The organism is Shewanella gelidii (assembly GCF_014647855.1).
Taxonomy (GTDB): domain Bacteria; phylum Pseudomonadota; class Gammaproteobacteria; order Enterobacterales; family Shewanellaceae; genus Shewanella; species Shewanella gelidii.
The window spans coordinates 275,387-293,283 of the sequence record NZ_BMPZ01000001.1; the positions used below are offsets into that span (position 1 = coordinate 275,387).

The 17,897-nt window shown below is 43.8% G+C and carries 15 protein-coding genes; 3 read left to right on the plus strand and 12 right to left on the minus strand.

Annotated features, from left to right (window positions below):
- Positions 1-9 precede the first annotated feature (9 nt).
- Both relA and rlmD read right to left on the minus strand, forming a co-directional pair.
- Positions 10-2,217, minus strand: a complete 2,208-nt coding sequence (relA, locus tag IEY18_RS01245) for a GTP diphosphokinase (RefSeq protein WP_188917019.1) — start codon at positions 2,215-2,217, stop codon at positions 10-12.
- Between the two features lie 144 nt (positions 2,218-2,361).
- Positions 2,362-3,729: a 23S rRNA (uracil(1939)-C(5))-methyltransferase RlmD gene (gene rlmD / locus IEY18_RS01250; protein WP_188917021.1), complete on the minus strand. Its 1,368-nt coding sequence runs from the start codon at positions 3,727-3,729 to the stop codon at positions 2,362-2,364.
- Positions 3,730-3,827: 98 nt separating this feature from the next.
- Between rlmD and barA the strand changes: the two genes are divergently transcribed.
- Together barA and IEY18_RS01260 are read left to right on the plus strand one after the other, a co-directional pair.
- Positions 3,828-6,623, plus strand: coding sequence for a two-component sensor histidine kinase BarA (gene barA, locus IEY18_RS01255; RefSeq protein ID WP_188917023.1), 2,796 nt, complete (start codon positions 3,828-3,830; stop codon positions 6,621-6,623).
- Positions 6,613-7,221 (plus strand): YjaG family protein, encoded by a 609-nt coding sequence (locus IEY18_RS01260; protein ID WP_188917025.1) that lies wholly within the window; start codon positions 6,613-6,615, stop codon positions 7,219-7,221. The genes barA and IEY18_RS01260 overlap by 11 nt, the downstream gene beginning before the upstream one ends.
- Positions 7,222-7,339: 118 nt before the next feature.
- Here IEY18_RS01260 and IEY18_RS01265 read toward each other — a convergent pair whose 3' ends face one another.
- Positions 7,340-8,248: a LysR family transcriptional regulator gene (locus IEY18_RS01265; RefSeq protein ID WP_188917027.1), complete on the minus strand. Its 909-nt coding sequence runs from the start codon at positions 8,246-8,248 to the stop codon at positions 7,340-7,342.
- Positions 8,249-8,561: 313 nt separating this feature from the next.
- On the opposite strand from IEY18_RS01265, the gene recN reads away from it, so the two are divergent.
- Positions 8,562-10,223, plus strand: a complete 1,662-nt coding sequence (gene recN, locus IEY18_RS01270) for a DNA repair protein RecN (protein WP_188917030.1) — start codon at positions 8,562-8,564, stop codon at positions 10,221-10,223.
- A 142-nt stretch (positions 10,224-10,365) separates the two neighbouring features.
- Here recN and IEY18_RS01275 read toward each other — a convergent pair whose 3' ends face one another.
- The 9 genes from IEY18_RS01275 to glyA form a co-directional block, all read right to left on the minus strand.
- A complete protein-coding gene (locus IEY18_RS01275) occupies positions 10,366-10,860 on the minus strand; it encodes a phosphatidylglycerophosphatase A family protein (protein ID WP_188917031.1) in 495 nt (164 codons plus the stop codon).
- Positions 10,860-11,816: a thiamine-phosphate kinase gene (gene thiL / locus IEY18_RS01280; protein ID WP_188917033.1), complete on the minus strand. Its 957-nt coding sequence runs from the start codon at positions 11,814-11,816 to the stop codon at positions 10,860-10,862. The genes IEY18_RS01275 and thiL overlap by 1 nt, the downstream gene beginning before the upstream one ends.
- Before the next feature lie 82 nt (positions 11,817-11,898).
- Positions 11,899-12,303 (minus strand): transcription antitermination factor NusB, encoded by a 405-nt coding sequence (gene nusB / locus IEY18_RS01285; protein ID WP_188917035.1) that lies wholly within the window; start codon positions 12,301-12,303, stop codon positions 11,899-11,901.
- A 14-nt stretch (positions 12,304-12,317) separates the two neighbouring features.
- A complete protein-coding gene (gene ribH, locus IEY18_RS01290) occupies positions 12,318-12,794 on the minus strand; it encodes a 6,7-dimethyl-8-ribityllumazine synthase (protein ID WP_188917037.1) in 477 nt (158 codons plus the stop codon).
- A 120-nt stretch (positions 12,795-12,914) separates the two neighbouring features.
- The gene (gene ribBA, locus IEY18_RS01295; protein WP_188917039.1) at positions 12,915-14,018 is read right to left on the minus strand and encodes a bifunctional 3,4-dihydroxy-2-butanone-4-phosphate synthase/GTP cyclohydrolase II; all 1,104 of its coding nucleotides are present in this window, start codon (positions 14,016-14,018) and stop codon (positions 12,915-12,917) included.
- 54 nt (positions 14,019-14,072) lie between these two features.
- The gene (locus IEY18_RS01300) at positions 14,073-14,744 is read right to left on the minus strand and encodes a riboflavin synthase (protein WP_188917041.1); all 672 of its coding nucleotides are present in this window, start codon (positions 14,742-14,744) and stop codon (positions 14,073-14,075) included.
- Positions 14,744-15,874 carry a bifunctional diaminohydroxyphosphoribosylaminopyrimidine deaminase/5-amino-6-(5-phosphoribosylamino)uracil reductase RibD gene (ribD, locus tag IEY18_RS01305; protein ID WP_188917043.1) on the minus strand — a complete coding sequence of 377 codons (1,131 nt, stop codon included), beginning with the start codon at positions 15,872-15,874 and terminating at the stop codon, positions 14,744-14,746. The genes IEY18_RS01300 and ribD overlap by 1 nt, the downstream gene beginning before the upstream one ends.
- A 45-nt stretch (positions 15,875-15,919) precedes the next feature.
- Entirely contained in the window at positions 15,920-16,369 is a 450-nt protein-coding gene (nrdR, locus tag IEY18_RS01310; RefSeq protein WP_188917046.1) for a transcriptional regulator NrdR, read from the minus strand.
- 140 nt (positions 16,370-16,509) lie between these two features.
- Complete coding sequence (glyA, locus tag IEY18_RS01315; RefSeq protein ID WP_188917048.1) at positions 16,510-17,766, minus strand: serine hydroxymethyltransferase; 1,257 nt, start codon at positions 17,764-17,766, stop codon at positions 16,510-16,512.
- Positions 17,767-17,897 lie beyond the last annotated feature (131 nt).

A 17,897-nucleotide genomic window follows, 5' to 3' on the forward strand; every position in this document is an offset into this window, starting at 1 on the left:
TGGTTGCCGTTAAAGACGACGCGCTTCAATGACACTTTCAACTTGAGCAATTTTTTGCAATATTCGAGACAACCCATCGAGATTATACAGCTCTAGTTCCAGCTCAATCGCTGCGGTTTGAGTTTTCACATCCGAAGAAGAGCTCATCGCTAAAACATGAGATTTTTCTGCTGCAAGCACTGTAGTCAGATCCCGAAGCAAACCGCCACGATCATTCGCGGTTACCCGAATACGGATTTTATAGCCGCCTGAGTAGTTCTCCCCCCAAACCACATCCACAGAGCGTTCCGGGTGAACACGCAATAATTCTTTGACTTGTTCACAATCAGCACGATGCACCGAAATACCACGGCCTTTCGTAATGTAGCCAAAGATTTCATCTCCGGGAACGGGCTGACAGCAATTGGCGATATGGCTCATTAAATTACCCACGCCATTCACTTCAACTTGGCCTTTGCTTTTTGCTGAAGATGCCTGTTTATTGTGTTGCTGGCTTTTCTTTACGATGCCTTCAACAACCTCTTCGTCTGTGACCTCTGACGCTCGGTTCTGGCTTTCAACATGATTCACAACTTGATTTAAGCGCACGTCACCGCCGCCAATACCAGCCAGAAGATCATCCATGCTCACCATATTGAAACGCTCAACAGCACTTTGCGCATCTTTTAACTTCATACCAATCCGAGTTAGTTCTGTTTCTAACATCTCCTTACCCGCGACGATATTTTTGTCTCTATCTTGCTGTTTAAACCAGTGCAAGATCTTTGAACGCGCTCGTGAGGAACGGATATAGCCTAAGTTTGGGTTTAACCAATCTCTTTTGGGGTTAGGTTGCTTGGAAGTAATAATTTCAACGCGCTCGCCGGTATCCACTTGATAAGTGAATTGAACGATGCGGCCATCAACTTTTGCACCAATACAGCGGTGTCCAACTTGTGAGTGAATATAATAGGCAAAATCTAAAACAGTTGAACCTTGGGGTAAATCGACGACTTCACCGCTCGGAGTAAATACATAGACACGATCTTCAAAAACTTGACTACGGATCTCATCAACTAAATTGCCACTTTCAGCCACATCTTCTTGCCACTGCAAAATTTTGCGTAGCCAATTAATTTTCTCTTCGTAACCGCTCTGCTTACCTGCATGCCCTTCTTTATATTTCCAGTGGGCGGCAACACCAAGCTCGGCATCGTCATGCATTTCCTGGGTACGAATTTGGATCTCAACCGTCTTCCCTTCTGGGCCCACGACAATAGTATGAATCGATTGATAACCATTTGGTTTAGGGTTGGCGACGTAGTCATCGAATTCCCGAGGAATATGATGCCAAAGCGTATGCACCACTCCCAAAGCGCCGTAACAATCCTGAAGGCGGTCAGTCACAATTCGAACCGCGCGCACATCAAATAGCTCATCAAAAGCGAGTTGCTTGCCTTTCATTTTTCGCCAAATACTATAAATATGTTTTGGTCGACCGTAGACTTTGGCTCGAATATTTTCGGCATCGAGTTTACTTTGCAATTGACTGACAAACTCATCAACGAAGGTCTCACGATCTAACCGTTTGCCATCCAACTGTTTGGCAATGTCTTTGTATGTTTCCGGATGCAAATACCGAAATGAAATGTCTTCCAATTCCCACTTCAGTTGACCAATGCCAAGGCGGTTCGCGAGTGGCGCATAAATATCTGAAATTTCTCGGGCTAATAAAACTCTGGTTTCTTCATCAGAATTTTTAACCTGACGAAGCTGACACACTTTTTCAGCGAGTTTAATAACCACGGCTCTTACATCTTCGACCATAGCCAGGAGCATTCGACGAATATTGTCAACTTGAGGCTCGGATGAACTCGAGGTTTGTAAGTTTCCAATCGCATTCATCGTGACAGCACTACCGACTAAATTGGCTAAACTCGCCCCAAAACGCGCTTCGATTACCTCTTTGTCCAATAACCCAGCATCTAACATGACAAATAGAACTGCGGCTTGAAGCGTTTCTAGATCCATATTTAATGGGGCTAAAATCTCGATCATTTCACGCGCTTGTACTAACAGTAATTGTTTGACGTTTTTATCTTGGAATTTTAGGTCGTCGATTTGTTGAAACAATTGCAGCACTTTTTCAGCTTCGTCACTGTCACATATATGGCGTTGTGCCCAAGCTTCTAGCTGAAAATTAGGATCATCAAAATGCGCTTCGCGAACCGATACCATGGATACATTCCTTAATTAACGTCGAATCGATATTATGCCTCAAAACCAGCGACAAATATCTTGATATAACATCATAACTTTCTATTTTAAAGAGACAAGAAAGATAGCAAATACAATGGGCAAATGGCCAAACACTCAGCAAATTTAACGCTCAAATAGTGCAATTGCCTCGATATGGTGCGTCTGAGGAAACATATCCAGCATACTGAGTTGCTTCAGTTGATAACCTTGTTCAATGAGCACCTGAGCATCACGTGCTAAGCTCGCGGGATTACAAGAAACATAAACAACTTTTTTAGGCTGCATTTGCTCCAGTTGATGTAGTACTTCATAAGCACCAGCCCGGGCAGGATCAAGAAGCAACTTGTCAATTTTCCCAAGCCAGCTGGCTTCATTTAAATCCCGGCTCAAATCTGCATGGAAAAACTCAAGGTTACCAATATGGTTTTGAGCTGCATTTATCTTTGCTTGCGCAACCATCGCGGGCACGCCTTCGACCCCAACAACATCTGCGTTAAATTGAGCCAAAGCAACACTAAAATTACCGACCCCACAAAACAAATCAAGCACCCTTTCTCCAGGCTGAAGGGCAAGCCACTTAACCGCTTGAGCAATCATTAACTGATTCATTTCACCATTTACTTGGATAAAATTCCCTGGAGAAAACTCAAGTTTGCAATGTTGACCAGAAGCCAAAGCCACCTCATAAAACGGAGCTTGGGCTATGGATGATGCGGCTTCCTGTGGTGCAGTTGTGTCTTTCAACGCAATGCACAGGCCGTCGTCTTGCTGCAGCCACAATGCCACATCGTGCTCTCGAGCAAAGCCCTCTAATGCGGATTCATCACTTTCTCGCAAGTCTTGGGTTATTCTTAATACAATAAACAAGCCATTTTTCGCAGCGGTCAGTTCAACATGGCCAATACTGGTTCGACAAGCGAGCGTATTTAGTAATTCAGACAGTGGTGCAATCAATTGCGATAATGAAGGCATAAGCACTTTGCAATGCTGAATTGCAATAACATCATTGCTTTGTGGTGCTCGAAAACCTAAAGATAAACGCTTGGATTTTTTATTATATTTTGTTGCCAATCGAGCGCGACGTCGATAACCCCACGCATCGCCCTCAATGATGGAAGGCTTAACGATATCTTGTTTGATTGCTCGGCTGATTATATCGGCCAATGCCTTTTGCTTATGTTGTCTCTGTTTCGCAACATGAAGGTGCTGCATATCACAGCCGCCGCACTGGCCATAGTACTCACAAGCCGGCTGAACACGATCTGGGCTTTGTTTTGTAATTTCAATAACTCGACCACGTGCATAACTCTTTTTTTGCTCAACTAATTGAGCAATAACATCTTCGCCAGGCAAGGTATTCGGAATAAACACAACTTTACCTTGGTGCTGAGAAATACCAGCCCCCAAATGATCTAATTGTTCAATCTGAAGCGGTAATCGCGGAGAAAGTTGCTTCGTGCGCTTGGGCTTTGGTTTAAAAAATTGTGCCATCTATCTCTCGAAATCAATAAACTACTGGCAAAGACAGGCCTATTTCTGGCAGTCTAAGCAAACGATTCATCTTTTGTAATTGGGAATACCGCCGCCGAATGAATAGTATCAACGGCAGAACTAAATATAGCCTTAGATCATGGGTTTTAGCACTTGCTCTAGCGCCAACTGTTCTGGTCGGTATTCTGTTGGGCAGCTACTTTACCATAAATCGCTTCTATGAATTAGAAGAGACTCTCGTTGAACAAGGAAGTAACATTATTGAACCACTGGCCATAGCCAGTGAACTCGGGATTGAGAGCAATAATCGTGAAGCAACCAAACGCCTGCTCGCTGCCGCTCAACTCAACCGCTCACCACTCATTAAATCAATTGCCGTTTTTGATGCCGACAACCAACTTTTTGTGACCTCTCACTATCACAAAGACTTTGAAGTGATGCGCTATAAACGTGAAGTTCGCCAGTTAACAACAACTGAATTTGAGCAAATCGGTGACAGTCTACTACTTCGAGCCCCTATTATTGCAACAACAAGTGTTCCTTATACAAGCACTACAGGGCGATTATCAGGAAACCAAGACGCTCAAATTCTGGGTTACGTCACTTTATACTTAAACAAAGAAACGGCTTTACTTGAGCAGCACAGGGCTGCGGTTGCGGCTTTTATTATTGTACTCATTGGGGTGCAGCTTAACCTATTGTTTACCTTTAGACTGGTAAAGAGCGTCACCCAGCCAATTACAGAAATGGTGCGCGTTGTTGCCAAAATACGAGAAGGTAAGCTCGACACCCGCTTAGAAGGTAACTTAATTGGAGAACTCGACCTTCTAAAGCGTGGTATTAATGCTATGGCTGGTGCGCTTTCTGAATATCATGATGAGATGCAGCAAAATATTGACCAAGCAACCTCTGATCTAAGGGAAACACTAGAGCAAATCGAAATCCAAAACGTTGAACTCGATTTAGCAAAGAAAAGAGCACTAGAAGCAAGTCGTATTAAGTCTGAGTTCTTAGCCAATATGTCCCATGAGTTACGTACTCCGCTGAACGGTGTAATCGGTTTTTCTCGGCAGCTCATCAAAACCCCTTTGCACTCTAGTCAGCGGGACTACATCAAAACAATTGAACGCAGTGCGTCTACACTCCTAAATATCATCAATGACATTCTAGACTTTTCCAAGTTAGAAGCAGGAAAAATGGTGCTTGAAAATATGCCATTTTCAGTGCGAGACACGTTAAATGACGTCATTGTTTTGATTGCTGGTAGTGCTCATGCTAAACAATTAGAGTTGGTCGTCGACATTGCGGAAGATGTGCCTGACAGCGTCTCTGGAGACGCTCTCAGATTTAGCCAAATTATTACAAACTTACTTGGCAATGCGATTAAATTTACCGAATCAGGACTTGTCCGCTTGCGTTTAGAAGTGGCCGACGTTCAAGATGACAAGGTGTCTGTACGCTGCGAAGTGATTGATACCGGCATTGGCATTAGTGATGCTCATCAAGAACTACTTTTTAAAGCTTTTGGTCAAGCCGACTCCTCGATTTCACGCCGTTTTGGTGGCACAGGGTTAGGATTGATCATTACAAAACGTTTGGTCAATCAAATGGGAGGCCAAATAGGGTTTCACTCGACTCAGGGCAAAGGCTCTACTTTCTGGTTTGTTCTCCCGATGCAAACAAGTCAGTTCCCATTGGGTGAACCAATCGAGTTGAAAAAGCTCGCAGGGCAATCTGTACTGGTATACGAGCCGAGGCTCTTAAGCCGTGAAATTCTATGCCGGCAATTACAACGTTGGAATATGCATGTCACCTACTTCACAGATTTTGAGCAATTAAAACGACTTGCTGAAGAAAAAACACAACAGTTTGATTGCGCGCTGCTCAATTGTAACCATCATGAATCATGCACCGATGTTGCTCGTTTATTGCAAGATATAAAAGCCCAAACCAACAATCTCATTATGCTCAATGAGTGTGATAACCAAGAGGGACTTGCTCAATACATTCGTCCCCATTGTGACTCAGTGCTTACATCACCAGTCGGCGAACATGTATTAGCACAAAAGTTACTTTATCCTCCATTGGATAACGATCAGCAAGTTGCTCACTCTCATATGCCGGCACCAGAACCAAGGTATCCGCTAACCGTACTCGCTGTTGATGACAACCCAGCGAATCTTAAGCTCATCACAACCCTACTTGGGGAAATTGTTTCCACAGTCATCACTGCAGCTAACGGCCAGCAGTCCGTAGAGCTCGCCAAAAGTCGTCGCTTTGATTTAATTCTAATGGATATCCAAATGCCAGACATTGACGGCATGAAGGCGACAAAACTTATTCGCGCAGAGTCCTTGAACCGCAATACACCGATTATTGCTGTGACCGCACATGCACTAGCCGATGAACGTGAAGAAATACTGGCTAGCGGTATGGACGGTTATCTCCCCAAACCTATCGATGAGCAGGCATTGAAAAATGTAATTAGTCGCTGGGTAACCCGCCCCAAATTTACACATTTTGAGCAACACACGCTCAATTGGGATTTATGTTTAAGCCAAGCAAATCAAAAAACTGATCTCGCTTTGGATATGCTCTCGATGCTGATTGAGTCGTTGCCCAACACAGTTGATAATATAGATAAAGCGCTCACTCAACTCGACGCAGACAAAATGTATCAAGTGATCCATAAATTACACGGTGCTTCTTGCTACTGCGGTATTCCAACAACACAAAGGTTATGCCAAGAAATTGAGAGCGCACTGAAGAAAGGCTGCAAAGTTGAAGATCTAGAACCTGAAATACTAGAGTTACTTGATGAACTAACTAAGGTAGAATCAGCCGCCACCCAAGTGATCACCCAGCTATCAGCGGAATTACCCTATGAGTCATAAACCTGGATTTTTTAAGCGCTTGAAAGCACTTGAACTTTCTCAAAAACAGCTTTTTGCACTGTGCTTATGCCAACGCATGTTTCCCAATTACCAATTATTCTCAGAACTCTCAGAGTTCGGCGACTCTAAAGTTTTAGATACCGTTTTAAACTTGTTATGGCAGAGCCAGTATGACAAGAAACTAAAGCTGAACATTGATATTTATTTACAGCGTCTCGAAGACAATACGCCTGAACCTGAAGACTTTGATGCTTATGGCGTGTTTCCAGCGCTTGATGCCGTAGTGGCCATTACTACACTGTTAGGGGCAATTCAGGGCAAACTGGAAGAGGATCTAATCAACATCAGTAAGCTCTCTTCGAGCACTGTGGCGAACTATATTGAAGCCACTTGCGACCAAGAGCTATCTGAAAGTGATTTAGATGACTACGTCTTTGGTCATGAAGTGATGCAAGAAGAAAAATCAATCCAAGGACAGTTACTAGAAGTCATTGAAGACAACCCTAGAATAACTGCTGACTTTGTCAAAGCACTTAGAAAAGAGCTTGTCACTGATGCTATCTCCAATATCGGTATTTCAGCAACAACTTCAGGCTAAAACTTCCTTGGCAAATAGATAGGCTCAGCGCCACGCACAAACAACTTTGAATCGCCCGCAATCACCGCGGGCTTTTTTATCACCAACTGAAAAATGCGTACGATGGTTTTTCGCCATATTAGAGTGGCGTATCCATAGAAAATAACTGTTCTGATTTAGACTGCATAAAATCAATAAACAACCGGACTTTTAACGGTTGCTGACTGCGTTGATGATACAAAATCGATATACGCCGCTTTTCGCCAATCCAATCGGGAAACAAGTGCTGTAAATTACCATTTTTCAAATGATCTTTTACGAAAAGAATCGGTCCATAGAGAATACCCGCACCATTAGTCGTCGCTTGAATCGCACCATGCAAATCGGTCAATGTTAAATTTGCAACACCGTCGAAATAGAAAGACTCGCCATTCGGATGCTTTAATAGCCAATTGAATAAAGGCCATACTTTAACGATATGGTGTTCACTTAATTCTCGTGGGTGCGTCAATGGTTGCGCTTGATTCAAATAAGATGGCGACGCAAACATACCATAGCTCAAAATACCAAGAGTGCTAGAAACCCAAGATGAATCTGGTTGTTCTCCACCAACAATTGCTACGTCAATTCCCATATCAATGAGATCAACAACTTCATTACTCTGTGCGATATGCAATTTGATATCTGGGTATAAATCGCAAAACTCTTTTAAAACTTTGATAAAGACCATTGAAACAATCGAAATAGGTGCGGCAATGCGTAAGATCCCCTCAGGTTTATCATCACAAGAACCAGAAAGCTTATCGAACTGCGCAATAAGCGATTGATATCGTTTAAATATTTCAAGCCCTGCTTCAGTTAAGCGTAACTTACGAGTACTTCGCATAAACAACTGCTGATCTAACTTTTCTTCCAGCTTTGCCAGCTTTCGGCTGACTGTCGCAATAGGCATGTCTAAATCTTTCGCTGCCTGAGAGATGCTTCCGGCATTCACGAGATGTACAAATAAGTACACAAGTTGTAACTCTCCGCCTAATTTGTCACCCATATTTCTACCCAACACCTTCACTTAAAATACCATTTCGGTGGGTAGCGTATCCCTGCTTCACAAATCACCGATTACACCATGCACGCCATTATGCTACTTAACTGCAGCATTTACTTGCGCAATTCCGCTCAACTCCATAACAATTGCAATAACTGTGACATATAGCCAAAACGAACAATTAGAGTCATCAATAGAAAATTGATATTCCGATAAAGCCCATTTTGAACAGAAACCAAACAACACTGTTTAACTGTATAAAAAAACAGTCTATACTGTTCATCAATACAGTACTTGTTATGAATGGAGTGACACCATGCTCTGCCAGCTTAATATTAGCAACTATGCCATTGTTCGCTTTTTAGAGTTAGAGTTCTCAAATGGAATGACCAGCATTACGGGAGAAACCGGCGCCGGTAAATCTATTGCCATAGACGCTTTAGGCTTATGCTTAGGAAATAGAGCCGATGCTAATAGTGTTCGCCCAGGAGCAAGTAAAACAGAAATTAGCGCAAGCTTTTCAGTTGTTGATATTCCAGCTGCGAAGCAGTGGCTAGTAGAAAATGATTTAGAACTCGAAAATGATTGCATATTAAGAAGAACTATTAGCCAAGATGGGCGTTCAAGAGCTTATATCAATGGCAACCCCGTACCATTGACTCAATTGAAATCCCTTGGGCAACTGCTTGTCGCAATTCATGGCCAGCATGCGCATCACGCAATGCTAAAATCAGAGCACCAACTGACGCTCTTAGACAGTTATGCCAATCATAAGCAGTTAATTCAAACCGTATCCGATAGTTTTTATAAGCATCAAAGTTTAACTAAGCAACTCAAAAAGCTTTCTCAAACTCAGCAAGAACGGGATGCGCGAAAACAACTCCTGCAATATCAAGTCGAAGAGCTCGATGAATTTGCGTTGCAAGACGGTGAATATCAAAGCATTGAAATTGAGCATAAAAAACTTGCCAATGGCACACAAATAGCGGAACAAGCCCAAGCACTTTTGGAACGACTGCAAGACTCGCCAGATTTCAATCTCGATCAGCACTTAAACCAAGCGGTTTCTCAAGCCGACGGGTTATCGACGCTTGACCCAGAGTTGCAGAGTATTTCTGGCATGCTCAATGAGGCTTTGATTCAAGTGCAAGAAAGTAGTAATGAATTACAGCACTATATAAGTCAATTGGAATTTAACCCCGAGCTATTTCAAGAGATAGAGCAGCGCATGTCTACTGCGCTACAGCTAAGCCGTAAGCACCAAGTAACCCCTCAGTTGTTATTTTCACACCACCAGCAGCTGAAAAGTGAATTAGACGACTTGAGCAGCAACGAACAGCAACTTGAAGTATTACAAAGTGAAATTTCACTGTGTTACGAAGATTATGCGCGTAAGGCTACAAAACTTCATAAAAGCCGCCAGCGTTACGCTAAAGAATTGAATACTCTCGTGACGCAATCTATCCAAACACTCAATATGCCAAAAGGGAAGTTCTTTATCGAGGTGAATCATCAACCTGAGCAGATGTCAGCAATAGGCAGTGATGGTGTAGAGTTTATGGTCACCACAAACCCGGGGCTCCCCTTACAACCGATTGCCAAAGTCGCTTCCGGCGGGGAGTTGTCAAGAATAGGTCTGGGAATACAAGTCATTACAGCTCAAAAAGTTGCAACGCCAACGTTAATCTTTGATGAGGTTGATGTCGGTATTTCGGGGCCAACCGCCTCTGTTGTTGGAAAAATGCTACGTAGCCTTGGGGATGTGACCCAAGTGTTTTGTGTCACTCATCTCCCTCAGGTTGCGGGCAATGGTCATCAACATATGTTTGTCGATAAACAAACGAAAGCAGGGAAAACCGAAACCTCGATGCAGCCTCTCAGCCAAAGTGAAAGAATCTCTGAGCTTGCACGATTACTAGGCGGTGATACCATCACCGATAACACACTTGCGAATGCCAAAGAATTACTTTGCTTATGAATTTAGGTATATTCGCCAATAGACAGTTCAAACACAAATAAAAAGGGAGCCCTGAATATGGACTCCCTTACGACATTGATTTCAATCAATGTGCATTCTATCTCTCTAACCTATATAGAATTTGCCGATTAACTCTCTTGTTCTAGGCAAAAATACCAACGAGCAGTTGTAAACAACTCCATGCAAAAACACCGGCGAGAATATCGTCAATCATAATGCCAAAACCACCATGAACTTTGGCGTCCAGCCAACGAATAGGCCAGGGTTTCAAAATATCAAACACTCTAAATAGCAAGAAACCAACAACCAACCAGATAAAGCCACTTGGCGCAGCAAACATAGTAATCATTAAACCTGCAAATTCATCCCACACAATGGCACCATGATCATGAACTTGCATATCTCGAGCTGTTTTATCACAGAGGTATATACCCGCGATGCAGGCAACCAGCGTAATGATGATATACCACGAGCTATTCAACTCCGACATCAACATCACAAACGGCACCGCAGCTAATGTCCCAAAGGTACCAGGTGCTTTTGCGGTCAAGCCGGATCCAAAACCCAGCGCCAATAAGTGAATAGGATTTTTTAAAGATAAACGTGTTAACGCAGGATCACTAGACCAAATTTGCATTAGAAGTGCTCAAAACTATAATTTGCAGGGATATAGGACTCCCCGTCTTTAAGTAAACGCAATGATGTCCCTTGGGTCATTTGTCCTATTTGGGTAAATTTAACCCCGGTTTGGCCCAATGTTGTTTCTAAAGCCCCTTTTTGTGCTTCTGGAATCGTAAAGAGCAGCTCGTAGTCTTCCCCACCCGTTAGCGCATACCCAATGGCTTCATCATTGCTCACACTGGCTTGCATAGCTTCTGACAAAGGTAAATCTTCAACACTAATCACCGCACCTAATTCTGACCCCTTTAAAATATGGGTAATATCAGAAACAATACCGTCAGATATATCAATTGCGCTGCTTGCTAAATTCCGCAGTGACTGTCCTGCTAACACTCTTGGTGTTGGTCGATAATGTCGATGGGTAAGATAAGATTCATACTGCCCAGGAACCTGTTGCTTGTTACGCAAGATATCTAAACCGAGCGCAGAATCTCCCAGCGTTCCAGTCACATAAATCCAATCCCCAGCTTGGGCGGTATTTCGACGCAGTGCTTTATCTGTAGGCACTTGCCCATGCACGGTAATCGTAATCGCGCGAGTACCGCGAGTCGTGTCTCCTCCAATGAGCGAAACACCGTAGTAGTCTGCGACGTCAAACAACCCTTCTGTATATTGCTCTAGCCATGTTTCATCGACTTCTGGCATTGTTAATGCGAGTGTCATCCACGCGGGCTCTGCACCCATTGCGGCAAGATCGGAGAGGTTGACCGCCAGCGACTTATACCCTAAGTGCTTCGCCGGTATATCTGGATAAAAATGAACATTCTCTACAAGTGTATCGCAAGAGATTGCGATTGACTTATTCTCTGCGGGCGTCACGAGAGCGCAGTCATCACCAATGCCAATTTGGACATCACGACGAGATTGACTGCGGCCAGTGAAGTATTTTGCGATTAGCTGAAACTCTTTCATTGTGTCAATTGGCGCAGCATCAACCGCACCTCCTATCTTTGCAATGAAAAACGGTATCCGAAGATACCGTTTATTTGGTGTGCTACTTACGAGCGACTAATTTATCAAGTATACCGTTAACAAACTTGTGACTCTCTTCGGCACCAAATGATTTAGCTAATTCAATGGCTTCGTTGATCACAACTTTATAAGGTACATCCTTTCTAAAAGTTAACTCATAAACAGCAAGCCGAAGGACGGCTTTCTCAATAGGGTCAACTTCATCTAAAGGGCGCTCCAAATGTGGAACGATTAGCTCATCAAGTTGAGTTTTCTTTGTGGCAGCACCACTAAACAACTCTCTGAAGTAAGTAACATCTACGCCATTTACATTTTGCTCGGTTAAAAACTCATGTTCAACGTCAGCAATATTGTTTCCGCTTAGTTGCCATGAATAAATGGCTTGTACCGCTAAACGGCGTGCCTTTCGGCGCTCAGAAGGCTTCATTCTCTTTCCTGCTATTACAACTGTTGTTCTAGGGCTTGAAGGACATTCACGGTCTCAAGTAAACCTAATGCAGCCTCTCCGCCTTTGTTGCCAGCTTTGGTGCCTGAACGCTCGATAGCCTGTTCAATGGTATCGGTTGTTAAAACACCAAATGCAACTGGAACATCAAATTCAAGAGAAACTTGTGCTAGTCCTTTGTTACATTCACCAGCGACAAAATCAAAGTGTGGTGTTCCACCACGAATGACTGCACCTAATGCGATAATGCCATCGAACTTACCACTTGCCGCAACTCTACGAGCAGCAATCGGTAATTCAAATGCTCCTGGTACACGTACTACGGTGATGTTTTCATCCGCGACTTGTCCAAATCGCTTTAAAGTATCAATTGCACCTTCAAGCAAGCTTTCTACAAGAAAGCTGTTAAAACGTGAAATGACAATCGCCACCTTGGCGTCTTTCGCTTCGATATTACCTTCGACTACGTTCATCTTCTTACCTAATTTTGCTAGTGCACCCGGCTCCGGGCAAAAAGTGCGGCTATGATATCACAGCTATTTACCCTGAGCGCTATGCAATTTATGGGAAACCTGAATTTGCTGAGCCTTTATTTAGTCAGCAATATACTCTGTAACTTCTAGTCCAAAACCCGATAGCGAATGATAGCGTTTTGGAGAGCTCAACAACCGCATCGTTGTCACGCCTAAGCTGGAAAGGATTTGCGACCCTACTCCTACTTGTCGTGATGTACCATGCCACTTCGCTGCAGCTTGGGCTTCACCGTTATCTTCTGCTTCAAACGCCTTCACTTTCGCCAAAATATCGCTATTGTGTTCATGGCTGCTCAGTAGAAGAACTACGCCGCCCTCATTGCTAACGCGCTCGACGGCCTTATCGAGCGGCCAGCTGCGCTCTTGATCTCGCTCAGAAAACAAAAGGTCATTGAAAGTATTCTGCAAATGGACTCGTACCAAAGTATCTTCTTTCACTTCGCCTTTTAGCAATGCATAGTGCAGTTGATTATCAATTGTGTCTCTAAACGTTACTAAATCAAACTCCCCGAAACGCGTCGGCAATTTACATTTAGCTTCTCGAACAACTGTCGTTTCTTGGGTATTTCGATATTCGATAAGATCAGCAATGGTCCCCATTTTAATGTCGTGCTTCTCAGCAAAAACTTCAAGATCTGGGAATCGAGCCATGGTGCCATCATCATTCAGAATTTCGACAATCACAGATGATGGCTCGAGACCTGCTAATCTTGCGAGATCACAACCTGCTTCAGTATGACCCGCGCGGATCAATACACCGCCATCTTGTGCCATCAATGGAAAAATATGCCCGGGCTGAACTAGATCAGCAGCAACCGCCTCTTTGGCGACTGCGGCTTGAACGGTCACAGCTCTATCATGAGCAGAAATACCTGTAGTCACCCCTTCAGCAGCTTCAATTGACACCGTAAAGTTAGTCGAAAACTGAGCATTATTATTTGATACCATCAAAGGCAAGCTTAGCTGCTCACAACGGGCTCTAGTTAAAGTCTGACAAATCAAGCCTCGGCCATACATTGCCATAAAGTTAATCGCTTCAGGCGTCACCTTTTCGGCGGCCATGATGAGATCGCCTTCATTTTCTCTGTCTTCATCATCCATCAAGATAACCATTTTACCTTGGCGAATATCTTCAATGATTTCTTCTATGCTATGTAACGCCATTGTCAGACCTTTTATGTACTAAATATTAATTTGCTGAATTTCGATGTTTGTTCTCTATCGCAAAAAACCAGAACGCGCGAGTAACTCCATCGTTATCGTATCTTTTGGTGCATTTTTTTCTGTTTCGTTTTCAGGCACTTTGAACATCAAACGCTCTAAATACCGCGCAATTAAGTCAACCTCGATATTGACCGCATCACCGGGCGACAGTTCTATAAGCGTGGTCTCCTGCGCCGTGTGTGGCACAATGGTTAAACGAAATCGACAACCATCAACTTCATTCACCGTCAAACTCACGCCATCAATTGTAATTGACCCCTTATGCGCAATATATTTTGCTAGCTCATGGGGTGCGCTTAACCAAAACTCAATGGCTTTTCCGCGCTGCTGCACGGCGTCAACTTTAGCAATGCCATCAACATGGCCGCTGACAAGGTGCCCACCAAGCCGTGTCGTTGGCATCACAGCTTTTTCTAAATTAACTTTTTCACCGACTTGGTAATTTGCAAACCCAGTTAGGTTTACTGTTTCAGCAGATATATCCGCCACATAACCATCACCTAGGCATTCAACAACCGTGAGACAAACCCCATTTGTTGCAATGCTATCCCCAAGTTTTACATCAGACAAATCCAAGTTCGCACTTGCGACCGTTAACCTTATGTCGTCGCCGAGTCGCTCGATTTTACGTAAACTTCCAACTGCTTCAATAATTCCAGTAAACATTAAATATGACCTAATTGAATCACAAGGCGTGTGTCCACACCTATTTTTCTTTCATCTATTACTTTCAATGACGGTATTTCCGCCATTGATTCATAGTCGTTTAATGCGAGTAAGTTACGCCCCTTCGCACCGAGGAGTTTAGGAGCCTGATACAGTACAATCTCATCAACACAGCCAGCTTCAACAAATGCGCCGGCTAGTGTCGCACCAGCTTCGACCATAACTGAATTAACGCATTGGCCCAAATGGGCAAGCAGTGCATGCAAATCGACTCGTCCTTTGATATCAGGAAGAACAACCTTTTCTACATGTTTTGGTAACTTTGCGGTGAACTCGTCCGGATAAGCGGTACACGAAACGAGTAATAATGGCGACTCTATGTCAAATATCCGCTCTTTTCCCGTTAATCGTGCTTTACTGTCTAAAATGACTCGAAGCGGTTGCTGTAGATCTTTCTCATCATAAACATCAGTTAAACCACCGAGTTCATCATAACGGACATTCAAGCTGGGGTTATCGATAAGAACCGTCTCAACACCAGTAACCAACGCACCATGCTTTGCACGAAGTCTTTGTACATCTTGTCTGGCTTCTGAGCCAGTAATCCATTGAGACTTTCCATTGGCCAACGCAGTCTTACCATCCAAACTCGCTGCAAGCTTCACTGTTACCAGCGGAATATTGGTTTTCATCCGTTTAATAAAGCCGGGATTGAGTGCTTCGGCCTGTGACTCTAATAGGCCAATATCGACTTGCACACCAGCCGCGGTTAACATGGCTAATCCACGGCCCACCACTTGCGGATTTGGATCCTTCATTGCAACCACAACCCGCTTTACTCCGGCTTCAATTAATGCCTTTGCACAAGGTGGCGTTCTGCCAAAATGACTGCAAGGCTCAAGCGTAACGTAAGCCGTCCCGCCTAAGCTGGCTTCTTTTGCAGCATTTAACGCATGAACTTCAGCGTGGGGCTCGCCAGCTTTCTGATGAAATCCTTCACCAACAATAATGTCATTTTGGGTTATAACGCAGCCGACACTAGGATTCGGGCGCGTGGTATACAGGCCTTTTCGAGCGAGTTGAACGGCTCGATTCATCATCAATATATCGTGGCGAGACCACACAGTCATGGCAATACCCTTGGCGCTAGCTTCTAACCGAAGCGATTTATTGTATTATTTTTCTAGCTTGGCAATGGCTTCGCCGAATTCAGACACATCTTCAAACGCTCGATAAACCGATGCAAAGCGAATGTAAGCCACTTTATCTAAAACCATAAGATGATCCATCATCAAATTGCCGATCATTTCTGATTTAATTTCTCTCTCGCCCGTTGCTCGTAAAGTTGACTTAATCTTAGTCAATGCTTGCTCAATATCATCCGTTGATACCGGCCGTTTCTCAACAGCTCTGAGCATACCAGAACGCAGTTTTTCTTCGTCAAATGGCTGCCGAGTACCATCTTGCTTAACGACTCTTGGCATAACTAACTCAGCACCTTCAAACGTTGTAAATCGCTCATGGCAAACCGCGCACTCGCGACGACGTCTGACTTGGTGACCTTCAGCGACTAATCTAGAATCAATAACTTTGGTATCGGTTGCGTTGCAAAATGGACAATGCATTGAGCCTCCTGCTTTGAACGTCGAAGAATTATATCCAGCGACTTCCTGCACAAAAATACTGCAAGGCTGGACAAAGACCACAAACAAAAATGGCCGCTAAATAAGCGGCCATCGAAGTCTATCCTATTTAGGTCTATAGGTTAACCATAAACAGGGAACTTAGCGCACAATTCAACGACCTGCTTTTTGACACGCTCGATAGTTTGCTCATTTTCAATATCATCGATCACGTCACACATCCAGTGCGTTAATTCAACTGCTTGTTCCGCTTTGAAGCCACGACGAGTAATCGCTGGTGAACCAATGCGTAGTCCTGAAGTTACAAACGGGGAACGTGGGTCATTAGGTACTGAGTTTTTGTTGACCGTGATATTCGCTCTGCCAAGTGCGGCATCAGCGTCTTTACCAGTAATGTCTTTACTGATGAGATCAAGCAAGAATAAGTGGTTTTCAGTACCGCCTGATACCACGTCATAACCACGCTCAATGAAAGTTGTCGCCATCGCTTTTGCATTGACAACCACTTGTTTTTGGTATTCTGCAAACTCCGGCTCCAGCGCCTCTTTAAAGGCAACCGCTTTCGCTGCAATGACATGCATCAATGGGCCACCTTGACCACCCGGGAATACAGCAGAGTTTAGTTTTTTATAAATGCCTTCATCATCAGCTGCAGAAAGAATCAAACCACCACGTGGGCCGGCCAATGTTTTGTGTGTTGTGGTTGTCACTACGTGCGCATGAGGAAGCGGGTTTGGATAGATGCCAGCAGCAACTAGACCAGCAACATGTGCCATATCGACAAATAAATACGCACCGACTTTGTCAGCAATTTCACGGAATTTAGACCAGTCAATAACACCTGAATACGCACTAAAACCAGCAATAATCATTTTTGGTTTATTTTCTACGGCTAGGCGCTCCACTTCAGCGTAATCAATATGACCAGTTGTTTCATCGATACCATATTGGACAGCGTTATAAAGTTTGCCAGAAAAACTCACATGTGAACCGTGGGTCAAGTGACCACCATGCGCAAGACTCATGCCTAGCAAAGTATCGCCACCATTGAGCAATGCCATAAATACTGCTGCATTTGCTTGCGAGCCTGAGTGAGGCTGCACGTTAGCATAAGTCGCGCCAAACAACTCTTTAGCACGGGAAATCGCTAGGTCTTCCGCAATATCAACATACTCACAACCACCGTAATAACGCTTACCAGGATATCCTTCAGCGTACTTATTCGTGAGCTGCGAACCTTGAGCTTCTAATACACGAGGGCTGGTGTAGTTTTCTGACGCAATGAGCTCTATGTGCTCTTCTTGGCGACGAGTCTCGTCTTCCATCGCTTGAAACAATTCAGGGTCAAAATCAGCAATATTCATATCTTTTTTTAGCATTGCTTACTCCAGCAACAAAATCTTATAGGTAGGGTTGCGCGTATTCTACTCTGCTATTGATCACAATCCCAGTTTTTGAAACATGAAAATCCTTGCTTTTAGCAAATCCTAGTTACATCACCAATTTGAGT